Here is a 22,963-nt window from a genome sequence, read left to right on the forward strand (position 1 = left end):
CATTTCAATGAAGAGACAGACGGTTTTTACCCTAATGATTATTGCATTTGTACTTTCATTTTTTGTTACGCCTTTGGGTGATTACAGCAAAATACTCCTTAATAGAATTTTTGCCACTTCACCAACGATTATCAAGCAAGAAAAAAGAGGTAAAATTTCTGATTATGATTGGAAGCTTAAAGATGAGAGTTGGAAATTTATCAATTTCAATGAGGCTAAAGGAAAAGTAGCATTCATAACTTTTTGGACATCTTGGCACATGCCATCACAGGCACAGTTAAAAGATATTCAGTACTTGTACGATACTTTTGGAGATAAGATAAAGTTCTATATAATAACAAACGAGGAAAGAGAGCCTGTTGAACTTTTTATGAAAGAGAAAGGGTATACATTTCCGGTAACGTACCAAATTATAGGAGAAACGAGTCCATTATCATTGCTTAAGCCACCAGGATCATACGTAATAGATAAAAATGGTTTTATCGTAATACACCAAAATGCTATTGCTGATTGGCAAAATGAAAAAGTGGATACACTGCTAAATGAGCTTATTTCGGAATAAAATATGTCTCAAGTTACGACGATAACTTTTTTTAAATACCACACTTTACGAAATAAAATTTGGGCTTTTGGTATGATGCAATTTGCACATGTAGCATTATCCGAGGTTAAAGGGCTCCAGGATTATAAATTAATGGGTAGTGGAAGGGATGGGTTCAATCCATTTGCAGACTGGTCAGTTTACGTATTACTTCAAATTTGGGAGAACGAGGAAGAAGCCAATGTCTTTTTTGAAGAATCTGTATTAATGAAAAGATATCTAAAAAAGTCCACAGAGCGTTGTTCGCTATTTTTGAAAAACATTAAAGCTAAAGGTGAATGGTCTGGTAAAAATCCTTTTGTCAAAAGTGATAGTATAACTGAGAATAATCCATATATAGCAGTTATAACTAGGGCAACCATTAAGTTAAGTTTGCTATATAAATTTTGGAAATATGTGCCCACCTCCCAAAAATCATTAGAAAATAATAAAGGTCTTATGTTTACAAAGGGGATAGGCGAAGTTCCATTTTTACAAATGGCTACGTTCAGTATTTGGAAGGATAAAGAGTCGCTTATGCAATTTGCTTATGGTAGTAAAGAGCATGCACAGGCAATTGAAAAAACAAAAAAATTAAACTGGTATAGTGAGGAGCTTTTTTCTAGATTTCAACCCTATAAGTCAATTGGTACTTGGGAGGCAATGGGAGAACTCCCTTTCTAATCCCGATTTCTCTAAACCTATTTAAAAAACAATCTTTTTTTATTAATATACTTCGTTAGTTTTAAGGCAAGTTGTCAATCATAAAAATAAAAATAAACAAAAAAACATAGCTGTGCTAAATACAAGTTAAAGGAAAATACTTGGTTCCCCTTTATGTTAAATAGTTTAAGTACAACTTGAAAAAGAATGCCCACCAAAAGCCAAGTCCAATAATTTTCAAAAGTTGGCATACCACCACTAAACGTCCAAAAATGAAATGTTGGAGCGCTTTTTTCCATAAAAAAATCAAGAATTACCATTAACCCTGCAGCTCCTATTATTTTTACACGGTAGGGCAGCGTGGTAAAATCTAATATACTTGCTGTTATAAATGTCAATAACGCCCAATAGGCACCAATTAAGTAAGGCACTCCGTCTAATTTAGGTCCAAAATTATGTCCGTACTTATATTCGCCAAATAGAATTTGATAGTTTACGCCAAGCCATTCTGCAAACATACCTCCAACAAAAAAGAGTAGGAGGGCTGTGACTTTGCTTAAATTGTTGATTGGATAAATAAATAAAAAAAGAAAAAATGAGAGTCCTAGGTTTATTGGTGTTTTCTCAATAAACCAATTTAAATTGCCTAAAGTGATACCAATAACTGCTGAGATATGGAATAACCAGATGATTCCAACACTCAACCAAACTTTATTTTTTTTTAATATATCAAGCATGGGTAATTGTTTCGGGAACTAAGTCATCAACTATTTTTGCGGATAATAGACATAATGGAATGCCACCACCAGGATGCACCGAACCACCACAGAAATATAAATTTTTAATTGAACGTGAAAAATTTGGATGTCTCAAGAACGCTGCATATTTGTTATTACTCGCAGCTCCATACAATGCACCTCTATAGGAACTTGTATTAGATTCGATACCCATAGGGTCTAACACATGTTCTGTAGTAATTAATTTTTCTATATCTATCTTTAATATCCTGTTCAGTTTCAGTATAATATTCTTTCTTGCCCGTTTCTTTAATGCTTCCCAATCTTGTCCATAATTTCCTGGTGCGTTAATCATAACAAACCAGTTTTCATGACCTTTTGGAGCATCTGTTGGATTTTCTTTTGAAGTAATGTTGATATAAATCGTGGGGTCATTAAATAATGTTTTATCCCTGAAAATAGTTGAAAATTCTTTTTCATATGACGCACTGAAAAGAATATTGTGTAAATCCAGTTCTGGAAATTCTTTTTCAATTCCCCAATAAAAAATTAACGCTGAACTAGAACGTTCTTGTGCCAAGGTTTTTTTAGGTGATTTTTCATTAGGCAATAATTGTTTATACGTAGGGTAGATGTCCATGTTGGAAACTATTTTATCAGCTAGATAATTTTTTTTAATGGTTTTTACTCCTGTAGCACTATTATTTTCTATTATGATTCGTTCAACTTTTTCGTTGAAATTAAATCGGACACCTTGGTCCAAGGCTAATTTATAGAGGCTTAAACTTATTTGGTGCATTCCACCTTTTGGGAAAAATGTGCCAAAATCCATTTCTAAATGTGGAATCATGGACATAATTCCAGGAGATTGATAAGGGGAGGATCCATTGTAGGTGGCATACCTATTAAATAATTGCACCAATTTAGGATTCTTAAAGCTACGCTCGTTTATTTTGTTTAATGTGGAATTTACATCTAGAATTCCAATTTGCAATATAGCGTGTATAGTCTGTCTAGATAAATAAGTTTCTAATTTATGAAGTGATTTTTCTAGAAATAAGGAAGCAGTCAGATCATACTTTCTTTTATTTCGCTCAATATATTTTGAAATATGCTCTGCTGGTTCATTAAAACTTTTGGCCGCAGTGTTTATAAAGTCCTGTTTGTTTGAAATGGCATTAAACCGATGTCCATCTTCCCAAAAGTAGTTGCAAATATTTGTTTTTTGATTGAATTGAAAGTGGTCTTCTGGTTGTTTATTAAACAGCTCAAATAATTCAGTTACTAAATGAGGCATTGTAAATAATGATGGCCCTAGGTCAAATCGGAAACCATCTTGTTCTTTTGCATGCAATTTACCGCCAGGATAACTATTGGCTTCTAAAACTATGACTTCATAGCCCTTCTTTCGAAAGCGTAAAGCACTGGCTATACCAGCAATGCCGGCACCAATTACCAGAACTTTAGCCATAATTACTTTTTAAAATACTTAAAAGGAACGAAGAGCATACCAAAACATTCTCCATCACCTTTTCCTAAATGCTTATGATGCATTTTGTGAGCTCTTCTAACACCTCTGCTATACCAATTATTAGCGTTTCTAAAGAGTTTGAAGCGTTGGTGAATGAATATGTCATGCACTAAGAAATAAGCTATGCCATACGCTAATATTCCAAACCCCAATGGATAGCCATACCAAAAACCGGTAGTGCCAAAATAGAATAAAGACATACTAACAATTGCGTAAAAAATAAAAAAAGCATCATTTCTTTCGAACCATGAATCATGATCTTTTTTGTGATGATCCCTATGTAAACTCCATAGAAAACCATGCATTATGAATTTGTGCGTAAACCACGCCATAAATTCCATGAACAAAAAAGTTCCTAAAAATATTAATATCCACACTACTATATTCATTATACTAAGTTCATTTTATATTTAACATAAGAGCGTGCTAAAAGTCCAAATTTCTGATAGTTGGGCACTCTTATTCTTGCATTTTTAATTTCTAAAGATGGTGTGCTTTGTAGTTTTTTTAATAGTTTATAATAATATTTATATGCTGTGTAAACACCGAATTTAGCTTCTGTGGGTAAGGCGATAATTCCTTTATAACCTAACTTAAAATCTGCTTTAATCTCTTCAACAATTCTTTTTTTAGAATTTTCATCTAGTTCCTTTAAATTGGTGTTTGGAAAATATGATCTATTTAATTCTTCAAAATCTGCCTTTACATCTCTTAGGAAATTCACTTTTTGAAATGCCGACCCCAAAGCCATTGCTGATTCCTTTAATCCTTCATATTTCTCAATATCACCTTTTACAAATACCTTTAAACACATTAAACCAACTACATCTGCTGAACCATATATGTATTCTTTGTATTCTGCATCTGTTAGATATACATTCTTTACTAAATCCATTCGCATGCTTTTCATAAAAGAATCAACAAGATGCTTAGGTATATTGTACGTATGATAGGTGTGTTGAAAAGAGTTCAAAATAGGATTAAGACTAATTTTGTCAATTAGTGCCGCTTCCAATTCTTGTTCAAATTTATCAAAAAGTACTACTTTATCATAATCATGAAATGTATCTACTATTTCATCAGCAAAGCGAACAAAGCCGTAAATATTATATATATGGCCACGAATAGAAGAATGAAGCATTTTTGTTGCTAATGCAAACGAAGTGCTATATCGTTCAGTAACGACTTTACTACATTGGTATGAGACTTGGTCAAAAGTTGCTTTCATGCGTTAAACTAATTATCTTTTATAATTAATTCTGACACTAATTTACCAGAGATCAATGCAGGTGGAACTCCGGGCCCAGGTACAGTCAGTTGTCCTGTAAAATATAAATCAGTTACTTTTTTGCTTCTTAAATTGGGTCTCAAAAATGCCGTTTGCATAAGGGTATTTGCCATGCCGTAAGCATTTCCTTTATATGAGTTGTATCGGTCTTTAAAATCCTTAACACAAAATGCCTCCTTGAATATAATATTATTTCTGATGTTTTGACCAGTTCTTAATTCAAATCTTTTCATAATTAATTCGAAATATTGGTTTCTCAATTCTTGTGTATCTTCTAGGTTGGTAGCAATTGGTACCAAGAAAAAACCTGTTTCACAGTCTTTTGGCGCCATGCTTGCGTCCGTTATAGACGGAAAATTAGCATAGAATAATGGATTAGATGGCCATTGTGGATTATCATATATTTCTTTTGCGTGTAACTCAAAATCGGTATCAAAAAAGAGATTATGATGCTCAACATTCTTCAATTTGGTGTCAAAACCAATATAAAAGAGCAATGATGATGGTGCAAATACTTTCTTGTCCCAATATGACTCTGAGTATTGTCTATATTTTTGTTCAAGTAAACTTTCTGAATGGTGATAGTCAGCACCGCTCAAAATCACATCTGCATTATATATTTCTCCACCAGATGAAACCCCTGATGCTTTTCCGTTCGTCACTAATATTTTATCAACAGGTTTAGATGTGTGTATAGTAACTCCCAATTCAATAGCAAGATTCTGCATGGCTTTTATAACCTCATACATTCCACCTTTAGGGTGCCAAGTACCTAAACCAAAATCGGCAAAGTTCATAAAACTATAAAATGAGGGAGTATTGCTAGGTTTTGCACCTAAAAATAATACCGGAAATTCTAAGGTAGATATTAATTTCTGATTTTTAAATCGCTTTCTAACTTGAGAACTTATAGTCTTAAAAAATTGGTCGACTTTTAAAATAGTTTCTTTTGTTATCAACTCTAAGGGAGAAAGACCTGGTCTCAAAACAATTTTATTAATCGCAATATCATAATTAATTTGTGCCTCTTGAATAAACTTTTTCAACTCCTTTGAGCTGCCAGGTTCAATTCTTTCAAATTCCAGACAAATTTTATCCATCGAATCACCAATGGTAATGATGTCGTCAGAAAAGTAAATTTTATATGCAGGACTCAATTTATCCAGTTGATAATAATCAGAGGTTTTCTTATTGAAATCAGCAAAGAACTTATCGAAGATATCTGGCATCCAGTACCAGCTTGGCCCCATATCAAAGGTAAAACCGTCTTTAACGAATTGAGAAGCCCGCCCACCTACAGAGTCGTTTTTTTCATAAACAGAAACGTTCCACCCATTTTTTGCTAAGTAACACGCTGCTGATAAAGATGCGAAACCAGAACCTATTACGATGCAATTTTTCTTCATTTATTAACTTTCAATTATAGGTTACTTACCAATTTATCTATAGAATGAAACGTTCTACAAAAGTTTGGTTTTGTTTTTTCGTCAATAAATTGGGTTTGTCTTCCCAATATCCAAAAATTAGGATTGTTGTAATTTGAAACCAATTCGCTAAAATCTTCTAAATATTTATTAATTCGGTCTTTCTCAGGAAAAACTGTGAAATATGATACAAAGTAGATATCATCAAAATATTTTAAAACGTCCTCTAGATTTTCCATAGGAATTGTTGGTCCAAGATAAATACATTTATATCCTTTTAAGATTATTTCATAATTAATATATAAAAGGCCTATATCGTGAATTTCGTTTTCAGGTAAAAAAGCGACAAAAATTTTATCTTTCTTAGAAGGTTCTAAGTGCTGCAACTTTTCAGTATTAATAAGAATCTTTTGCTTAATTAAACTGCTTATGAAATGCTCATGAGCCGGACTAATTGTATCTGTTTGCCATAATAGACCAAGTTCATTGAGTAATGGAACGAAAGTCTCTTTAAAGATTTCCCTAAACGAATTTTCACTTAACAATGCGTTATACGTATTAAAGAACATGGTTTGGTCAAAATTCACCATCGCTAATTTAAACGCATTTATGGCCTGACTCTTATGGCTATGCTTTGCTACAATTTCTCTTACAACATAGGGAATATCATGATCAGAAATTTTTGCAATTTTGGAAATCTTATGACCGTTGTTATATAAAAGGGTAACATTAAGTAACTTTTGTAAGCTTGACAGGCTATACGTTCTAATGTTAGTGTCTGTTCTTTCTGGTGATAATAGATTATATCTTTTTTCCCAAATTCGAATAGTATGTGCTTTAATACCAGAGAGGTTTTCTAAATCTCTAATACTAAATTGCTTTTTTACATTGTTCATGTTTTCTGAAAAAGAATTAAACAAATTTACAATTAATTGATTTGTCAAATACTATTGGAAAGTTAAATTTATCAAAATATAAAGGCTAAATATAAATCTAGCCTTTTTGTGCCCACGACTAGATTCGAACTAGCACGTCCTTACGAACACTACCCCCTCAAGGTAGCATGTCTACCAATTTCACCACGTGGGCAATTGTTTAGTTAAAGAAACGCAAATATAGAAACCTATCTTTCATTACAAAATATTTGAGGATAATAAATATGGAAACCTACTTTTCTATATAAAAATAGATTGTTGGTATTGGGTAGGGGTTACGCCTTTTATCTTTTTAAACTTTTTGTTGAAGTTCGAAATTGAATTAAAACCAGATAGATCAGAAATAAGATTAATGTTCAATTCCTTTTTAGAACTGAGCAATTGGCAAGCATGTTCAACTCTAAGCTCGATTAAAAATTGGAAAAAGGTTTTATTAGTACGTTGTTTAAAAAAGCGGCAAAATGCATTAGGAGTCATAAATGCCATTTTAGAAATCTCTTCTAATGCAATTGGTTTTTGGAAGTTCTTGAAAACAAAATCGAAAATCACTTGTAAACGTTCACCATCATTAGATGTTAAGGTTTTCGAGTAAATAAATTTACTCAAGGGCTCTATGGTTACCGTACTTAAGAGTTCTAACAGCTGTAAAAAAGTAACAAAACGTTTCAACTTGTCTTGAGAAGATAATTTTATTATGGAATCCGATATATGTTTTTGGCTTGATATTACTTTGAAGCCGCCATTTGAATTTAAGAAAAATGATTGTAAATCTTTAAAGTAAAGTAACTCGAAAAAATCATTTCCGAATGTATTTTTGGTAAAGAAAACAGTAATCATATGGGCGTCTAACTCCCCTGGTATGCTTTTGAAAATATGTGGAAGATTACTGCCTATTACATAAATATCATCTCTTGAAAACTGATGTATACTATCGCCAACCAATAATTTACCTGTTCCATTTATAATATAACTAATTTGTATTTCTTCGTGTTGATGCAAGCGATTATAAAATATGGGCTCTTTATCAATCTGAACAATTAAATGTTCATCTATAGGTTTCGGTATTTTAAAAGGAAATACTTTCATTTGAATCTAATTTATCATTTTAAATCAAATAAAAGATAATAATAGGGTAGAATAGTCTTAGGTCTGGTTAATATATTAATATAAAATTTAAAATGCTACTTGTAGTTTTGGATATCACAAAAAACAGATTAGATGAGTATATCATGGAAAGGCGTAATGCCTGCGGTTACTACTAAGTTTACCAATAAAGACGAATTAGATTTAGAAATGTTTTCTGTTAACATTAAAGCGCAATTAGACGCTGGTGTAAGCGGAATAATACTAGGGGGTACTTTAGGGGAAGCGAGCACACTTACCTATGATGAGAAAAAAGTATTAATGAAGGAAACCGTAAAGCTTGTAAAGGGCGAGGTCCCTGTAATTATTAATATAGCAGAACAGACCACTAAAGGCGCTATTCATGCTGCAGAGGTTGCCGAAGAATGTGGCGCTACAGGTTTAATGATGCTGCCACCAATGCGCTATAAAGCGAATGATTATGAAACAGTAACTTACTTTAAAGAAACAGCCAAAAGCACAAGCTTACCAATTATGATCTATAATAACCCTATCGATTATGGTATCATGGTTACTTTAGATATGTTCGATGAGCTAATGGTCTGTGATAATATACAAGCAGTTAAAGAATCGACAAGAGATATTTCTAATATCACCCGTATTAAATCGAGGTTCGGTAATCGTTTAAAAGTTTTAACAGGTGTTGATACCTTAGGATTAGAAAGTGTTTTAATGGGTGCCGATGGATGGGTAGCTGGATTGGTATGTGCATTTCCTGCAGAAACCTGTGCTGTTTTCGAGTTAGCAAAAGCAGGAAGAATTGAAGAGGCATTGGAAATTTACAGATGGTTTTTACCTTTATTGGAACTAGATATTAGTCCGCAATTGGTACAAAATATTAAAATGGCAGAAGTAGCTACAGGTATCGGAACTGAAAATGTACGTGCGCCAAGATTACCTTTAATTGGTGCTGAAAGAGAACGCGTAGCTGCTGTTATTAAAAAAGGAATGGCTTCTAGACCAAAATTACCTAACTATAAAGGGATTAACTAGTTGTTTTTTAATTAGTGATGATGAAATTAGAAGATTAATCGGATTGAATAGTAAAGAGAGAATCATAAGTTATTACAGGTTCTTTCTCTATTTTTGAGTACCACATAAAAACAGAAAATGATAAGCGGAAAAAATATAATAGGAAACAAGTTGTCAAAACAAGGAGATGTAACCTATAAAACATTCAATCCTAAAACCAATAAAGAGACCGATTTTACATTTTATGAGGCGACATCGGTCGAAATTAATGAAGCGGTTGAATTGGCTTCTGAAGCTTATAAAATCTATAAAGATATTTCTGGTAGTAAAAAAGCTGATTTTTTAGAAGCGATAGCTCTTGAAATTGAGGCTTTGGGAGATGAATTGATAATAACTTATTGCAAAGAATCTGGTTTGCCAGAAGGTAGGGCCCTTGGAGAACGTGGTCGTACCATGGGACAATTGAGAGCGTTTGCGGCGCTATTAAAAGAGGGTTCTTGGGTAGAGGCTGTAATTGAAAAAGGACAACCAGACCGAGAGCCAATGCCTAAAGCAGATATTAGAAAAATGCTATTTCCATTAGGACCTGTTGTGGTCTTTGGAGCCAGTAATTTTCCATTGGCATTTTCAACTGCCGGTGGTGATACCGCAAGTGCGCTTGCAGCAGGATGCCCTGTGATTGTAAAAAGTCACCCAATGCACTCAGGAACGGGAGAATTAGTTTCTTCGGCAATTATAAAAGCTGCTGAGAAAACAGGAATGCCAAATGGCGTTTTTTCAAATTTAAATAGTAGAGGTATTGAGGTAGGTCAACAATTAGTAAAACACCCTAAAGTTAAGGCTGTTGGTTTTACAGGTAGTTTATATGGTGGTATGGCCTTATATAAATTGGCAAACGAACGCGATGAGCCTATTCCTGTTTTTGCGGAAATGGGCAGTATAAACCCAGTAGTTATTTTTCCTTCTGCACTTGAAGCTGCTGGCGATGTCTGGGCAACCAAATACGCATCATCGATAACTATGGGTGCGGGTCAATTTTGCACCAATCCTGGTTTGGTTTTAGGTATAAACGGAGAGCAAATGGATGCTTTTGCGAAAACCTTATCTCAAGAAATTCTTAAGCTTGAACCAACCTACATGTTGCATCCAAATATATATGGTACATATAACGAGGGAAAAAATGATTTGTCTGGGCAAGATGGGGTTACTGTTATCGCAGATTATACAAAAGAAACTAGCGCAAATGTAGCGCGACCAGCAATATTGAAGGTAAGTGGAGCTAAGTTTTTAGCGAATCCAAAACTTCATAAGGAGGTTTTCGGGCCTTTCTCTGTAATTGTAAGTTGCAAAGATTCAGCAGAGTTAGAAGAAATATTAAATAATTTAGAAGGTCAACTAACGGGTACAGTATTAGGAAACGAAAAGGATCTTGCAACATATGCTCGTGTGGTTGATGCCCTTCAAAGTAGAGTAGGGCGTATTTTGTTTAATGGGGTACCTACCGGTGTAGAAGTTTGTTCTTCAATGGTTCATGGTGGGCCATTTCCTGCATCAACCGATTCTCGTTTCACTTCTGTGGGTACGTCGGCTATCAAAAGATGGGTACGCCCAGTTTCTTTTCAAGATTGGCCTAATACATTTCTTCCAAAAGCACTGCAAAATGAAAATCCTTTAGGCATAGTGCGATTGGAAGAAGGCAGGTATACAAATTAAAAATAAACTTATGAAAAGCTTGAGTTATCGATACAACTATATTATTGTGATTTTAAGTTTGTCGTTATTACTATTTACGACCTATTCTCAAGCTCAAAATAATGATACACTATTATCTACAATAATTTCAGATATTGAAGGGTATAGTTTATTTGATAGAAATGATTACCCCTTAGGTGTTCACAAAGAATCTTTAGCGAAAAAATATGCTGAGTTTGCTGAAAAGAAATTGGCTATACTAGCTGGTTTAGATAAAACTGCACTTACTGAAACTGAATTGATTTCTTGCGAACTGTTAAGATTTCAGCTCCAAAATGAGGTAGATGAGTATCGGTATAAAATGTATTTAAATCCGATACAGGCGGATCAAGGTTTTCATTTAAACCTTAATTATAGGATAAAACCTATTTTAAGCTATGAAGATGCAAAACAGTATTTAAAAATGCTAAATGCCATACCTAGCTTTGTTGACGAGCATATCGTTTTATTGAAGAAAGGTTTAAAAGAAGGTGTTTCGCAACCTAAAATCATTTTTAATGGTTATGAATCAACCTATGATACGCACATTGTAACAGATTTTTCGCAAAGTAGTTTCTACGGACCATTACAACAGCTACCAGAAATAATTAATAAAGGGCAACAAGATTCTATTTCGATTGCGGCTCAAAATATTATAATGGACAAGGTGGTGCCATCTTTCAAAAAAATCAAAACTTTTTTTGAAACAGATTATATTCCGTCGACACGAAATGCTATCGGTGTATCTGAAACCCCCAATGGTTTAGAATTCTATCAAAATAGAATTGATTATTATACAACTACCACCGAATATTCAGCAGATGATATTCACACTATAGGGCTTTCTGAGGTTGCCCGTATTAAGTCTGAAATGAATGCTATTATCGAAGAGGTGAATTTTGAAGGAAGCTTTGCAGAGTTTTTAACCTTTCTTAGAACTGATTCTCAATTTTATGCAAAAACAGGCGATGAGCTTTTAATGAATGCACGAGATATAGCAAAACGTATCGATGCCGAATTACCAAAATATTTTTCAACATTGCCACGCCGACCTTATGGTGTTATAAAAGTGCCCGATGCCATCGCACCCAAATATACTGGAGGCAGGTACTCAGGGCCTTCATCAGAAACACAACCAGGGTATTATTTAGTGAACACCTATAAATTAGAAAGTAGACCATTGTATACTTTACCCTCATTGACTGCACATGAGGCTGTACCTGGTCATCATTTACAAGGAAGTTTAAACAAGGAATTGGGCGATAGTATACCGAATTTTAGAAGAAATATGTACTTGTCAGCCTATGGCGAAGGTTGGGCGCTTTATACCGAGTTTTTAGGGAATGAGCTAGGTATTTATAGAACGCCATATGAAGAGTTCGGTAAATTAACTTACGAAATGTGGCGTGCTTGTAGGTTAGTTGTTGATACCGGCATTCATGCAAAAGGATGGAGTAGAGAACAAGTGGTAGATTACATGACTAATAATACTGCATTATCGGTACATGAGATTAACACAGAAACGGATCGTTATATCGCTTGGCCAGGACAAGCAATATCGTATAAAATAGGAGAACTGAAAATAAGAGAATTAAGAAAGAAAGCTGAAGAAGTTTTAGCTGATAAATTTAATATTCGCGATTTTCATGAGATTATTTTGGTACAGGGTACGGTAACATTACCTATTTTAGAGCGCAGGGTAAACGCTTATATCAATCGCACGAAATAAAAATTTTTTATGGCCAGTTCTACATTTGCTTGTATCGATGCCCATACGTGTGGCAACCCCGTTAGGGTAATAAAACATGGCGGTCCAGATTTGGTCGGTGCTACCATGAGCGAAAAGCGGCAACATTTTTTAAAAGAATTTGATTGGATTCGAAAGGGGTTAATGTATGAACCGCGAGGCCATGATATGATGAGCGGTAGTATATTCTATCCGCCGAGTGATCCAAACAATGATTTCGGAATTTTGTTTATTGAAACAAGTGGCTGCCTACCTATGTGTGGTCACGGTACCATAGGTGCTATTACTATAGGTATTGAAGAGGGATTGATAATTCCTAAAATTCATGGAGAAGTACGTATGGAAACTCCCGCTGGCTTAGTGAAAATTAAATACCAACAAACAAAAGGTAAAGTCGATTGGGTAAAATTGACGAATGTTAAATCGTATTTGGCTGCTACAGATTTAACGATAGTATCATCAGATTTGGGAGAACTTACTTTTGATGTTTCCTATGGTGGTAATTTTTATGCTATTGTCGACCCGCAAGAAAACTTCACAGGAATTCAAGATTATTCTGCGAGTAAATTAATTCAGTTTAGTCAGGAAATAAGAGAGAAAATCAATGATAAATATCCAGATACTTTTATACATCCAATAGATTCAACCATTAGAAATGTAAGTCATTTATTATGGACGGGTACCACTATTTCTGAAAATGCAACCGCTAGAAATGCTGTTTTTTATGGAGATAAAGCTATTGACCGATCACCTTGTGGTACTGGTACATCTGCGCGAATGGCGCAATGGCACGCTAAAGGTAAGTTAGCATTAAGAGAAGATTTTATTCATGAGAGTTTTATCGGGTCTCAATTTATAGGTCGTGTTGAAGAAGAAACTACTTTAGCTGGTAAACCGGCAATTATACCAAGTATAAAAGGTTGGGCCAAAATTTATGGTCAAAATACCATTACCATTGATGATGATGATCCATATGCCTATGGATTTCAAGTAATTTAAAAGTATACATAATCAGCCAATGAAAAATTTTAATCTGTATTTAGTACTTATCATACTTTTTTTCGGAAGTTGCAAGGATAAAAAGGTAGAATTTGAAAAACCCATTTCTATTATAGATAAAGTTTCTGAACAGTATGAGTATCTATATGAAAATGCAATTCCTTTTGTCGATACAGATAAACCCATGCCTAGAACTATCGTTAATGGTAAGTTGCATACGGTTGGTGTATATGATTGGACCAGCGGATTTCACCCAGGATCTATGTGGAATTTATACGGACTAACAAAAAATGAAGAATGGAAGAATAGGGCTACCTACTACACAAAACTTTTAGATACGATACAATATTGGGAAGGTACACATGACCTGGGTTTTATGATAGGAGATAGTTATGGTAATGCTTTGAAGTATGTGAATAATGAAGACTATAAAAAAGTAATGGTTCAAGCAGCCAAATCACTTTCTTCGCGTTTTAAACCAAAAGCAGGGATTATACAATCTTGGGAAACTAATGACCGTTGGAAGTGTCCTGTAATTATTGATAATATGATGAACTTAGAAATGTTGTTCGAAGCAACGAAGATTTCTGGTGATTCTACTTTCTATGATATAGCCGTAACGCATGCAGATACGACTATGGCCAAGCATTTTAGAAAAGATTATAGTTCGTATCATGTATTGGATTATGATACCGAAACAGGAGAAGTTCTAAAGCGAAATACAGCTCAAGGGTATCAAGATGAATCTGCATGGGCTAGGGGCCAAGCATGGGGTCTGTATGGTTTTATAGTAATGTACAGGGAAACTAAAAAACCTAAATATTTAAATCAAGCAAAAAAAATAGCAGGGTTTATAATGAACCATCCAAACCTACCGGAAGATAGGGTTCCTTACTGGGACTACAACGCACCTATTACAGCACAAACACCTCGTGATGCATCTGCAGCGGCAATAACGGCATCGGCACTTTATGAACTCAGTACCTATGTTGAAGGTGATTTAAAATTAGCTTTTAAAGATGAAGCTACTACAATTGTAGAAACATTAAGCAAAGAGCCTTATTTGGCTGAGGTGGGGACCAACGAAGGATATCTCTTAAAGCATTCTACAGGTCATCTACCTAATGATTCTGAAATAAATGTACCCATAAATTACGCTGATTACTACTTTTTAGAAGCCTTAATGCGTCAACGTGAAATGGTTAAGTAATATTTAGTATGGCAAAAAATATAGTTATAATTGGTGGTGGTATCGTAGGGTTGTGTTCTGCGTATTACTTGAGTAAAGAAGGCCATAAGATAACAGTTATCGATAAGGGAGATATTACTTCTGGAGCTTCATTTGTGAATGCAGGCTATATAACACCTAGCCATATTATACCGTTGGCATCACCTGGTATGATTGCAAAAGGTATAAAAATGATGTTCAATTCTGCAAGTCCGTTTTACATGAAACCGCGACTAGATGCCGAATTCTTGAAATGGTCATGGTATTTTCATAAGTCTTCTACAAAAGCTAAAGTTGAAAAAGCGATTCCGGTAATTAAAGAAATCAATCTGATCAGTCGAGAATTATTTACAGACATTAGAAATTCGGGTGATTTAGGTGAGTTTCAACTTGAACGTAAAGGTTTATTGATGCTATATAAAACCGAAGCAAGCTATTTGCATGAGAAGGAGGTTGCCGATAGGGCTAGTTTCTTAGGTCTGGAAGTTTCCGATTTGAATAAAACGGAATTAAAAAAGATAGAACCTAATGTGAATATCGATGCAGAAGGAGCCATTCATTATGAATGTGACGGCCATACTACCCCAACCGAAATTATGCCCAAGATGTTGAAGTATCTTAAAAGTGTTGGAGTTAATATTAACATCAATGAAGAAGTTATTGATATAAAAACTGAAAAGGGCGTAATAAAGGAAGTAATTACCGATAAGAATACGTATCATCCAGATGAAATAGTTTTGGCTGCCGGGTCTTGGAGTGGGGAGCTTTCTAAAAAGTTGAATTTAAAACTATCCTTACAAGGTGGAAAAGGTTATCGTATTAATGTAGCGCGTAATACGGGTATATCAATGCCCGCTATACTGATGGAAGCCAAAATGGCGGTGACACCCATGAATGGTTTTACACGTTTCGCAGGTACTATGGAATTTTCTGGGAATAATAATATAGTTAGAAAGGAACGTGTGTTGGCAATTGCCAATGGTGCACATTCATTTTATCCCGATTTAAAAATTAATTCCGCTGAGATAGATAGTGCCAAAACAGGACTACGACCAGTTTCTCCCGACGGCTTACCCTATATAGGTAAATCTGCAAGTATTAAAAACTTAACCATTTCTACGGGTCATGCCATGATGGGGTGGAGCCTTGGGCCTGCAACTGGAAAGTTGGTTTCTGAGTTAATAAATGATAAAAAGACTTCCATGAATTTAACTGCTTTTAGTCCAGAAAGAACATTTTAAGGAAATCGTTTAAAAATTCACCGTTACTAAATTACCATTCACCGACAGCAACTGTTCATTCATCTACAGTAGACATTTTAATGGTTCCTTAACTTTGACATTTATAGTATCAAAATATATATATGCAATGGATATTTTATTAATAGAAGATGATTTAATCGAGGTAATGAAGTTGAAACGTACTGTTTCTAAACTGAATTTAAAGCATTCAATCATTGAAGCAAAAAATGGTGAAGAAGCATTGAGCTACCTTAGGTCTGGAGAGAAATTACCAGATATTATTCTATTAGATTTAAATATGCCTAGAATGAATGGTATAGAATTTCTATCTATTTTAAAGAAAGATGAATTGTTGCAGTATTTGCCAACGATAATTTTAACTACATCAGAAAATAGAGCCGATTTACTTAAATGCTACCAAGCGGGTATTGCTGGTTATGTGATTAAGCCATTAAAATATGAAGATTACGAGTACAAGTTAAACGCTGTTTTAGAGTACTGGAGTGTTAATCAACTGGTGAAAGGCTAACAAAAAAGCTCATTTCACAACATTTTTATTTAATTGCGTAATAATTTTCCTACGTTTGAGATGTAATTTAAAAGTTTCAAATGAAGGGAATTGTATTTACTGAGTTTTTGGAAATGGTTGAGTCCGAATTTGGTCTAGAAACCGTTGACAATATTATTGAAAAATCAAACTTACCATCAGAGGGTATATACACCTCGGTAGCAACCTATGAATTTAATGAAATGGTTGCCTTAATCACACAATTAAGTGAAGAGGTGAATTTACCGGCAGGAGATTTAATCTATGCTTTTGGGCTTTATTTATTTTCTAGTTTAAAGAAAGCCCATCCAGAAGTTATACAAAGTTATAGATCACCAATTGCTTTGTTATATTCTATAGAAGACCACATACACGTACACGTTAAAAAGTTATATCCAGAGGCAGAGTTACCAACTTTTAAGATTCTTGAAAAGACAGACACGTCCATATCAATGATCTATACCTCAACTAGAGGGCTATATAGATTAGCAGAAGGTTTAATTGAAAAAGCATTTGAACACTTTAATGGTAAAGCCCAAATAACCTACGAGCTTTTAAAAGAGGACGGTACGGAAGTAAAATTTGATATCGTACAGAATGGATAATAAGGAAGTTGTTCTCCTGAAAAAGGCATTAGAAAGGCAAAAAAAAGCACGTCAACAAGCAGAAAGAATTTTAGAAGCAAAATCTAAAGAGCTTTACGATGTTTCCCATCATTTAAGGGAGGCAAACAGTAAGCTTGAGAATTTACTAAGTGAGAAATCTTCTGAATTAGATGGGGTATTTATTAACATTATTGACCCATATGTAGTTATGGACCTTCAATTTAATGTTATCAATATGAATAGATCGGCCAAAGAATTTTTGGGATTCGATCACACTACTAAAGTTGTAAACCTTTCACAATTTATTCATCCCGATTATTTATCATATACGAACGAATCGATGCGTTCTATGATGGAAGTTGGTACACTTTCAAATTACCGTGCAAAACTCATCTTAAACGATGGTATTAAAAAATTTGTTCAAATAAACGCAAGTCTTATTTACGATAAAAATCATAAACCTATTGCAGCACAGGGTATTATTAGAGATATTACAAGTGAACACGAAGTAAAAAAGCTGGTTTCTGAACAAAAAAAACAATTAGATATTATAGTAGAGAATTCTCCTTTAGGTATTATTTTGGCTAAAGATGGTATAATTATCAAAGCCAATAACACCTTTGTTGACATGCTTGGCTATAGAGAGGATGAACTTAAAAATATTTCTTTAAAAGCTATTTCTGAGCCAGACAATGATTTTTGTGAACATGACCAAATTAATCTCATGCATGCTGGTAAATTAGATAAGTTTACTACAGTATTAAAGTTCATAAAAAAAGATGGCTCTAATTTTATGGCTAAAACCAGAATGACTGCAATCTTAGATAATGAGGTAAAGACAGATTATCAGGTTGCTATGATTGAAGATATTTCAAAAGAACTTGATGCTGATAGAAAGCTTAAGGCCTCTGAAAATAGATTGGCGGTATTGATATCTAACTTACAAACAGGTGTGCTTTTAGAAGATGAGGACGGTAAAATAGCCTTGACGAATCAAATGTTCTGCAACCTTTTTAATATTGAGCAAACTCCAAATCAGCTTATTGGTAATGATTGTGTTGAATCTGAAGAGCATAATAAAAAGTTCTTTAAAAATTCTGAGAAGTTCGTAACTAGAATAGAAGAAATTCTAACAAAAAGAGAAACTGTATTATCAGATGAACTTGAAATGATCGATGGTAGAATCTTAGAAAGAGACTATATACCTATTAATAATGATGGAGATTATAAGGGTCATTTATGGGCATATCATGATGTAACCATAAGTAAGAATTACAGAAAAAATTTAGAGGCACAACGAGAAAAATATAGCAGTATCATAGCGAATATGAATCTTGGTATAGTCGAAGTAGACAATCAAGATATTATACAAATGGTTAACCATAGCTTTTGTCAAATGAGCGGTTTTGATGAGGATGAGTTGTTGGGACAGGTATTATCTAAAATTATTATTTTTAAAAAGAATGAATTTTTCTTAGAAAAAAATATCAGAAGATTGAAAGGAGAATCTGATTCTTATGAAGTAGAGGTATTCAACAAACAAAGGAATATAAAGCATTGGCTCGTTAGTGGTGCTCCGAGATATAATGATACTGGTGCGGTAATTGGATCTATAGGTATTCATTTAGATATCACTGATCAAAAGGAATTAGAATTACAGAAAGAAAAACTAGTTTCAGAATTAGAAAATAGTAATCAAGGTCTGCAAGAATATGCGCATATAGTATCTCATGATCTTAAATCACCTCTAAGAAGTATCAGTGCATTGGCTACGTGGTTATATGAAGATTATAGAGATGTTTTAAATGAAGGTGGAAAGCAGAATTTAGAGCTTATGCAAGAGAAAGTAGCCTCGATGGATAAATTGATCCATGGTATCTTAGAATACTCTACGGCAAACAGTTCTGAATTGGATGATTCTAAAGTAGATTTAAATACTGTTATCTCTGATATTGGAGAAACAATTTACATTCCTGAACATGTTAAGCTAGTAGTGCCTAAAACACTACCTACAATTGTTGCCGATCGTATAAAGATGCACCAAGTTTTTCAAAATATAATAGGTAATGCCGTTGTTCACATAGAAAGAGAAAAAGGGCTAGTAGAAGTGCTATTTGAAGATTTGGATGATCAATGGCAATTTACGATTAGTGATAATGGCGTTGGTATACCTGAAGAGTATCATAAAAAGATTTTCGACATATTTCAATCAATAGGCAATAATGAAAGGTCAACAGGTATTGGACTTTCAATAGTTAAAAAAATTGTTGATCGTTATAGTGGTACCGTTTGGGTAGATAGTATTGTTGGAGAAGGAACTCAATTCCATTTTACCATTAAGAAAAACGAAATTTGAAAAATAACCAATGAAAATAGTTCAAGCAATTAAAAAACTGAATGAACCTTTTGTATTTAATGAGAAAAGAATACCATTAAAAGAACCTTTAGTTTTGGTTTTTGGAAATCGTTATATGTTAGAAAGTGAAGATATATATGATGAGGTGAAAGATTTATTTCCTAATGCACATATAGTGTTTGGTACTACTTCTGGTGAAATCATAGACGATAGGGTTTTAGATGGTACTGTTGTTTTAACCGCTATTGAGTTTAAAAATAGTTCAGTGCTGATAAAGCGAAGAAATACTAATGATTATAAGAATAATGATTATAAGTTAGGTGAGAGCCTAATGGCTGAATTTCCTAAAGAGAATTTAAAACACCTATTTATTATTTCAGAAGGTACCTCGGTTAATGGTAGTGCATTAATTAGTGGTCTGGAGAAGGTTAAGGATGCAAGTATAAGTCTATCTGGCGGTCTTTGTGGCGACGACGATCGTTTTGAAAGAACCTTGGCCTCATATAATGAAAACCCAAAGGAAGGTGAGATAATCGCTATAGGCTTTTATGGTGAAACCTTAGAAATTACAAGTTCTAATTACGGAGGCTGGACGCCTTTTGGTCCTGAAAGAATCATCACAAAATCTGAAGGCAATATTTTGTTTGAACTTGATGATAAACCTGCCTTAGACCTGTATAAAAAGTATTTAGGGGAAAAGGCCAACGAATTGCCAAAATCTGCGTTATTATTTCCATTAAGTGTTCGACTAGAAGAAGATTCAGAACCTTTGGTTCGCACTATTTTAAATATAGATAACGATAAAAATACGATGATTTTAGCTGGTGATGTGCCAAAAGGGTCAAGGGTTCAATTAATGATGTCATCGGTAGACGATATTGCAAATGGTGCCTTTCATGCAGCAGAGTTAGCAATGAAAGGGCGAGAAAAAAATCCTGAGCTGGCACTTCTTATAAGTTGTATAGGTCGTAAATTGGTTATGGACCAAAGAACCGAAGAAGAAATTGAGGAAGTAAAATCTGTAATTGGTGATGATACTTTTATAAGTGGTTTTTATTCCTATGGCGAAATGGCACCATTTAGCGGTCAACAGGAATGTAAATTGCACAACCAAACAATGACCTTAACTTTATTTAGCGAATAATGCATTCCTTATTAAAAAGACAACTTAGAAAACACCTTCCTTCAGACCTTGAAAAACATCGAGGCATGGTAGGTTTTTTAGAGGCGATAGATAAGTCATATGAAAATCATGATGAAAAGTTATCTATGTTACAAAGAGCATCAATGATAAGCTCAGACGAGCTATATGATGCAAATAGAAAATTACAGAAAGAAGCCCTACAACAGAAGAATATTTTAGTATCCTTAGAAAATGCCATTCGAAGTTTAACAGAAAATTTAAATGAAGAAGAACTATTTGGGCAGAATATTAAAGACGCATTTAATGCCGAGCATCTGGCTACCTACATTAGTAATTTAGCAACAAAGGTTTCTGAGATGACCGCAGAAAAGGATAAACTTCTTATAAGCCTTGAGAATCAGAACCAATCGTTGAATAACTATGCTCAAATGGTTTCTCATGATTTAAAATCTCCGATACGAAACATCAATGCTTTGATGAGTTGGATCATGGATGATGAAAAGGAAAAATTTTCTGATGCCAGTAGGGAAAACTGCTCATTGGTATCTCAGAATCTTACCAAGATGGATAAATTGATTACCGGCATTTTAAACCATGCTACAATGGGTGAAACTGAGGAGCATAGAGTTTCTTTCGATGTTGATGATGTTTTAAAGGAAATCGTGCAAACTATCTATGTGCCCGAGAATATAACATTTGAATTTGCTGATAATTTACCGCAAATGTGGTTTGAAAGAGCAAGGCTAGAGCAATTGTTCATGAACTTGTTTACTAATGCCGTTACTGCTACCGAAAATGTAGAAAAAGGCGTCATCAAAATTGGCTATGAACCAGATGAGATTTTTTGGAAATTTAGTATTACCGATAATGGTAGGGGTATACCGGAGAAGCATCAAGAAGGAATTTTTCAAATGTTCAAAAAGCTAGAAACTACTAACAATGCTACTGGTATCGGCCTTGCAATTGTAAAGAAAATTGTAGTTCTTTATGAAGGTGATGTTAGGTTAGAATCAAAGGAAAATGAAGGAACCACTTTTTTTATTACCTTAAAAAAGAATTAATGATAGAACAACCTAACCTTAATTATGTCGATGAGCTTGCAGGTGAAGATATTGAATTTAGAAATCAATTTATCACGATTATCAAAGATGAGTTTCCTTTAGAAAAGGAAGAATATCATGGCCATGTATCTAATAAGAGAATAAAAGCTACCGCAGAGATTGTTCATAAGCTTAAACATAAATTCAATATTTTAGGAATGGAGAATTCATACAAACTAGCAGTTACGTATGAGATGGAATTATTAGATGGAAAAAATGGTAGTGAATCTAAATTTAATGAGGTTTTAGAAACCATTGAAAAATATATAAAAACAATTTAAATGAACTGTATTATAATCGATGATGAAGCTACGGCAAGAGCAATTGTGAGGCAGTTGTGTTCAAAAATTCCAGAACTCGATGTAATTGAAGAATTTGATAATGCCATTTCAGCAATCAAATTTTTAAACCAACAGAATATCGATGTCATATTTTTAGATATTCATATGCCAGGCTTTAGTGGTGTTGATTTTGTACAGACATTGAAAGAGCCTCCGAATATTGTTTTAACTACTTCAGATACCAATTTTGCAATAGCTGCTTATGAGTATGAATGTATCGTTGATTATTTGGTAAAACCCATTACACTAGATAGATTTGAAAAAAGTATAAAGAAAATATGGGGCTTAACAACCAAACAACCAAAATCCATAATTGAATCCAAACAGGATTCGGTTGAAGGTGATGATTTATATATTAATATTGATAGAAGACTCGTAAAGCTTAAATTAAATGAAATTTCAGTTATTGAAGCTAAAGGAGATTATATAGATGTTAAAACTGAAAAGGAAGAATATAGGGTACATACCACATTGAAAAGAATAAAGGAAAAACTACCTGAAAAATTATTTTTGCAGATACACCGATCTTACATTATCAATTTTACAAAGATTATTGATATCGAAGATAATAGTGTGTTAATTGCTAAAAATGTGGTGCCTATTAGTCGCTCTAATAGACCAGAATTAATGAGGCGACTAAATCTTTTATAA

Annotated in this window: 22 protein-coding genes and 1 tRNA gene; 15 read left to right on the plus strand and 8 right to left on the minus strand. The window is 33.9% G+C overall.

Annotated features, from left to right (window positions below; translation table 11 throughout):
* Positions 1–7 precede the first annotated feature (7 nt).
* Both BMY56_RS09395 and BMY56_RS09400 read left to right on the plus strand, forming a co-directional pair.
* Positions 8–562 (plus strand): TlpA family protein disulfide reductase, encoded by a 555-nt coding sequence (locus BMY56_RS09395; protein WP_317040608.1) that lies wholly within the window; start codon positions 8–10, stop codon positions 560–562.
* Between the two features lie 72 nt (positions 563–634).
* Positions 635–1,264, plus strand: coding sequence for a DUF3291 domain-containing protein (locus BMY56_RS09400; RefSeq protein WP_317040609.1), 630 nt, complete (start codon positions 635–637; stop codon positions 1,262–1,264).
* A 74-nt stretch (positions 1,265–1,338) separates the two neighbouring features.
* Here the strand turns inward: BMY56_RS09400 and BMY56_RS09405 are convergent, their stop codons facing one another.
* The 8 genes from BMY56_RS09405 to BMY56_RS09440 all read right to left on the minus strand — a co-directional run bounded on the left by BMY56_RS09405 (position 1,339) and on the right by BMY56_RS09440 (position 8,244).
* Positions 1,339–1,980 (minus strand): carotenoid biosynthesis protein, encoded by a 642-nt coding sequence (locus tag BMY56_RS09405; protein ID WP_091623067.1) that lies wholly within the window; start codon positions 1,978–1,980, stop codon positions 1,339–1,341.
* Positions 1,973–3,451 (minus strand): 1-hydroxycarotenoid 3,4-desaturase CrtD, encoded by a 1,479-nt coding sequence (gene crtD, locus BMY56_RS09410; protein ID WP_177170946.1) that lies wholly within the window; start codon positions 3,449–3,451, stop codon positions 1,973–1,975. The genes BMY56_RS09405 and crtD overlap by 8 nt, the downstream gene beginning before the upstream one ends.
* A gap of 2 nt (positions 3,452–3,453) precedes the next feature.
* Complete coding sequence (locus BMY56_RS09415) at positions 3,454–3,900, minus strand: sterol desaturase family protein (protein WP_091623072.1); 447 nt, start codon at positions 3,898–3,900, stop codon at positions 3,454–3,456.
* Entirely contained in the window at positions 3,900–4,739 is an 840-nt protein-coding gene (locus BMY56_RS09420) for a phytoene/squalene synthase family protein (protein WP_091623074.1), read from the minus strand. Before BMY56_RS09420 ends, BMY56_RS09415 begins: the two co-directional genes overlap by 1 nt.
* A gap of 8 nt (positions 4,740–4,747) precedes the next feature.
* Complete coding sequence (locus BMY56_RS09425) at positions 4,748–6,205, minus strand: phytoene desaturase family protein (protein ID WP_091623078.1); 1,458 nt, start codon at positions 6,203–6,205, stop codon at positions 4,748–4,750.
* 14 nt (positions 6,206–6,219) lie between these two features.
* Positions 6,220–7,119, minus strand: coding sequence for a MerR family transcriptional regulator (locus BMY56_RS09430; protein WP_091623283.1), 900 nt, complete (start codon positions 7,117–7,119; stop codon positions 6,220–6,222).
* Between the two features lie 109 nt (positions 7,120–7,228).
* A tRNA-Leu gene (locus tag BMY56_RS09435) sits at positions 7,229–7,312 on the minus strand.
* An 86-nt stretch (positions 7,313–7,398) separates the two neighbouring features.
* A complete protein-coding gene (locus BMY56_RS09440) occupies positions 7,399–8,244 on the minus strand; it encodes an AraC family transcriptional regulator (protein WP_091623081.1) in 846 nt (281 codons plus the stop codon).
* Between the two features lie 132 nt (positions 8,245–8,376).
* On the opposite strand from BMY56_RS09440, the gene BMY56_RS09445 reads away from it, so the two are divergent.
* The 13 genes from BMY56_RS09445 (at position 8,377) to BMY56_RS09505 (ending at position 22,963) form a co-directional block, all read left to right on the plus strand.
* Entirely contained in the window at positions 8,377–9,294 is a 918-nt protein-coding gene (locus tag BMY56_RS09445) for a dihydrodipicolinate synthase family protein (RefSeq protein ID WP_091623084.1), read from the plus strand.
* Between the two features lie 117 nt (positions 9,295–9,411).
* The gene (locus BMY56_RS09450; protein WP_091623085.1) at positions 9,412–10,986 is read left to right on the plus strand and encodes an aldehyde dehydrogenase (NADP(+)); all 1,575 of its coding nucleotides are present in this window, start codon (positions 9,412–9,414) and stop codon (positions 10,984–10,986) included.
* A 10-nt stretch (positions 10,987–10,996) separates the two neighbouring features.
* Positions 10,997–12,733, plus strand: a complete 1,737-nt coding sequence (locus BMY56_RS09455) for a DUF885 domain-containing protein (RefSeq protein WP_091623087.1) — start codon at positions 10,997–10,999, stop codon at positions 12,731–12,733.
* Positions 12,734–12,742: 9 nt separating this feature from the next.
* On the plus strand, positions 12,743–13,750 hold the full coding sequence (locus BMY56_RS09460; protein ID WP_091623088.1) for a 4-hydroxyproline epimerase: 1,008 nt from the start codon (positions 12,743–12,745) through the stop codon (positions 13,748–13,750).
* A gap of 19 nt (positions 13,751–13,769) precedes the next feature.
* Entirely contained in the window at positions 13,770–14,960 is a 1,191-nt protein-coding gene (locus BMY56_RS09465; protein ID WP_091623090.1) for a glycoside hydrolase family 88 protein, read from the plus strand.
* An 8-nt stretch (positions 14,961–14,968) separates the two neighbouring features.
* Positions 14,969–16,219 carry an NAD(P)/FAD-dependent oxidoreductase gene (locus tag BMY56_RS09470; protein WP_091623092.1) on the plus strand — a complete coding sequence of 417 codons (1,251 nt, stop codon included), beginning with the start codon at positions 14,969–14,971 and terminating at the stop codon, positions 16,217–16,219.
* A 127-nt stretch (positions 16,220–16,346) separates the two neighbouring features.
* On the plus strand, positions 16,347–16,748 hold the full coding sequence (locus tag BMY56_RS09475; RefSeq protein ID WP_091623094.1) for a response regulator: 402 nt from the start codon (positions 16,347–16,349) through the stop codon (positions 16,746–16,748).
* An 80-nt stretch (positions 16,749–16,828) separates the two neighbouring features.
* A complete protein-coding gene (locus BMY56_RS09480) occupies positions 16,829–17,371 on the plus strand; it encodes a heme NO-binding domain-containing protein (RefSeq protein ID WP_091623096.1) in 543 nt (180 codons plus the stop codon).
* Positions 17,364–19,727: a PAS domain S-box protein gene (locus BMY56_RS09485; RefSeq protein WP_091623097.1), complete on the plus strand. Its 2,364-nt coding sequence runs from the start codon at positions 17,364–17,366 to the stop codon at positions 19,725–19,727. Before BMY56_RS09480 ends, BMY56_RS09485 begins: the two co-directional genes overlap by 8 nt.
* Before the next feature lie 10 nt (positions 19,728–19,737).
* Positions 19,738–20,871 carry an FIST signal transduction protein gene (locus BMY56_RS09490; RefSeq protein WP_091623101.1) on the plus strand — a complete coding sequence of 378 codons (1,134 nt, stop codon included), beginning with the start codon at positions 19,738–19,740 and terminating at the stop codon, positions 20,869–20,871.
* Positions 20,871–21,932, plus strand: a complete 1,062-nt coding sequence (locus tag BMY56_RS09495) for a sensor histidine kinase (RefSeq protein WP_091623103.1) — start codon at positions 20,871–20,873, stop codon at positions 21,930–21,932. The genes BMY56_RS09490 and BMY56_RS09495 overlap by 1 nt, the downstream gene beginning before the upstream one ends.
* A complete protein-coding gene (locus tag BMY56_RS09500; protein ID WP_091623106.1) occupies positions 21,932–22,252 on the plus strand; it encodes a histidine kinase in 321 nt (106 codons plus the stop codon). Before BMY56_RS09495 ends, BMY56_RS09500 begins: the two co-directional genes overlap by 1 nt.
* Entirely contained in the window at positions 22,253–22,963 is a 711-nt protein-coding gene (locus BMY56_RS09505; protein WP_091623108.1) for a LytR/AlgR family response regulator transcription factor, read from the plus strand.

The sequence above is a fragment of the Maribacter orientalis genome, assembly GCF_900109345.1.
Taxonomy (GTDB): domain Bacteria; phylum Bacteroidota; class Bacteroidia; order Flavobacteriales; family Flavobacteriaceae; genus Maribacter; species Maribacter orientalis.

Excerpts from the sequence above, each read along its gene's own strand:
- BMY56_RS09395 (WP_317040608.1), top strand. The coding sequence starts at position 8 with ATGAAGAGACAGACGGTTTTTACCCTAATGATTATTGCATTTGTACTT.
- BMY56_RS09400 (WP_317040609.1), top strand. The coding sequence starts at position 635 with ATGATGCAATTTGCACATGTAGCATTATCCGAGGTTAAAGGGCTCCAG.
- BMY56_RS09405 (WP_091623067.1), bottom strand. The coding sequence starts at position 1,980 with ATGCTTGATATATTAAAAAAAAATAAAGTTTGGTTGAGTGTTGGAATC.
- crtD (WP_177170946.1), bottom strand. The coding sequence starts at position 3,451 with ATGGCTAAAGTTCTGGTAATTGGTGCCGGCATTGCTGGTATAGCCAGT.
- BMY56_RS09415 (WP_091623072.1), bottom strand. The coding sequence starts at position 3,900 with ATGAATATAGTAGTGTGGATATTAATATTTTTAGGAACTTTTTTGTTC.
- BMY56_RS09420 (WP_091623074.1), bottom strand. The coding sequence starts at position 4,739 with ATGAAAGCAACTTTTGACCAAGTCTCATACCAATGTAGTAAAGTCGTT.
- BMY56_RS09425 (WP_091623078.1), bottom strand. The coding sequence starts at position 6,205 with ATGAAGAAAAATTGCATCGTAATAGGTTCTGGTTTCGCATCTTTATCA.
- BMY56_RS09430 (WP_091623283.1), bottom strand. The coding sequence starts at position 7,119 with ATGAACAATGTAAAAAAGCAATTTAGTATTAGAGATTTAGAAAACCTC.
- BMY56_RS09440 (WP_091623081.1), bottom strand. The coding sequence starts at position 8,244 with ATGAAAGTATTTCCTTTTAAAATACCGAAACCTATAGATGAACATTTA.
- BMY56_RS09445 (WP_091623084.1), top strand. The coding sequence starts at position 8,377 with ATGAGTATATCATGGAAAGGCGTAATGCCTGCGGTTACTACTAAGTTT.
- BMY56_RS09450 (WP_091623085.1), top strand. The coding sequence starts at position 9,412 with ATGATAAGCGGAAAAAATATAATAGGAAACAAGTTGTCAAAACAAGGA.
- BMY56_RS09455 (WP_091623087.1), top strand. The coding sequence starts at position 10,997 with ATGAAAAGCTTGAGTTATCGATACAACTATATTATTGTGATTTTAAGT.
- BMY56_RS09460 (WP_091623088.1), top strand. The coding sequence starts at position 12,743 with ATGGCCAGTTCTACATTTGCTTGTATCGATGCCCATACGTGTGGCAAC.
- BMY56_RS09465 (WP_091623090.1), top strand. The coding sequence starts at position 13,770 with ATGAAAAATTTTAATCTGTATTTAGTACTTATCATACTTTTTTTCGGA.
- BMY56_RS09470 (WP_091623092.1), top strand. The coding sequence starts at position 14,969 with ATGGCAAAAAATATAGTTATAATTGGTGGTGGTATCGTAGGGTTGTGT.
- BMY56_RS09475 (WP_091623094.1), top strand. The coding sequence starts at position 16,347 with ATGGATATTTTATTAATAGAAGATGATTTAATCGAGGTAATGAAGTTG.
- BMY56_RS09480 (WP_091623096.1), top strand. The coding sequence starts at position 16,829 with ATGAAGGGAATTGTATTTACTGAGTTTTTGGAAATGGTTGAGTCCGAA.
- BMY56_RS09485 (WP_091623097.1), top strand. The coding sequence starts at position 17,364 with ATGGATAATAAGGAAGTTGTTCTCCTGAAAAAGGCATTAGAAAGGCAA.
- BMY56_RS09490 (WP_091623101.1), top strand. The coding sequence starts at position 19,738 with ATGAAAATAGTTCAAGCAATTAAAAAACTGAATGAACCTTTTGTATTT.
- BMY56_RS09495 (WP_091623103.1), top strand. The coding sequence starts at position 20,871 with ATGCATTCCTTATTAAAAAGACAACTTAGAAAACACCTTCCTTCAGAC.
- BMY56_RS09500 (WP_091623106.1), top strand. The coding sequence starts at position 21,932 with ATGATAGAACAACCTAACCTTAATTATGTCGATGAGCTTGCAGGTGAA.
- BMY56_RS09505 (WP_091623108.1), top strand. The coding sequence starts at position 22,253 with ATGAACTGTATTATAATCGATGATGAAGCTACGGCAAGAGCAATTGTG.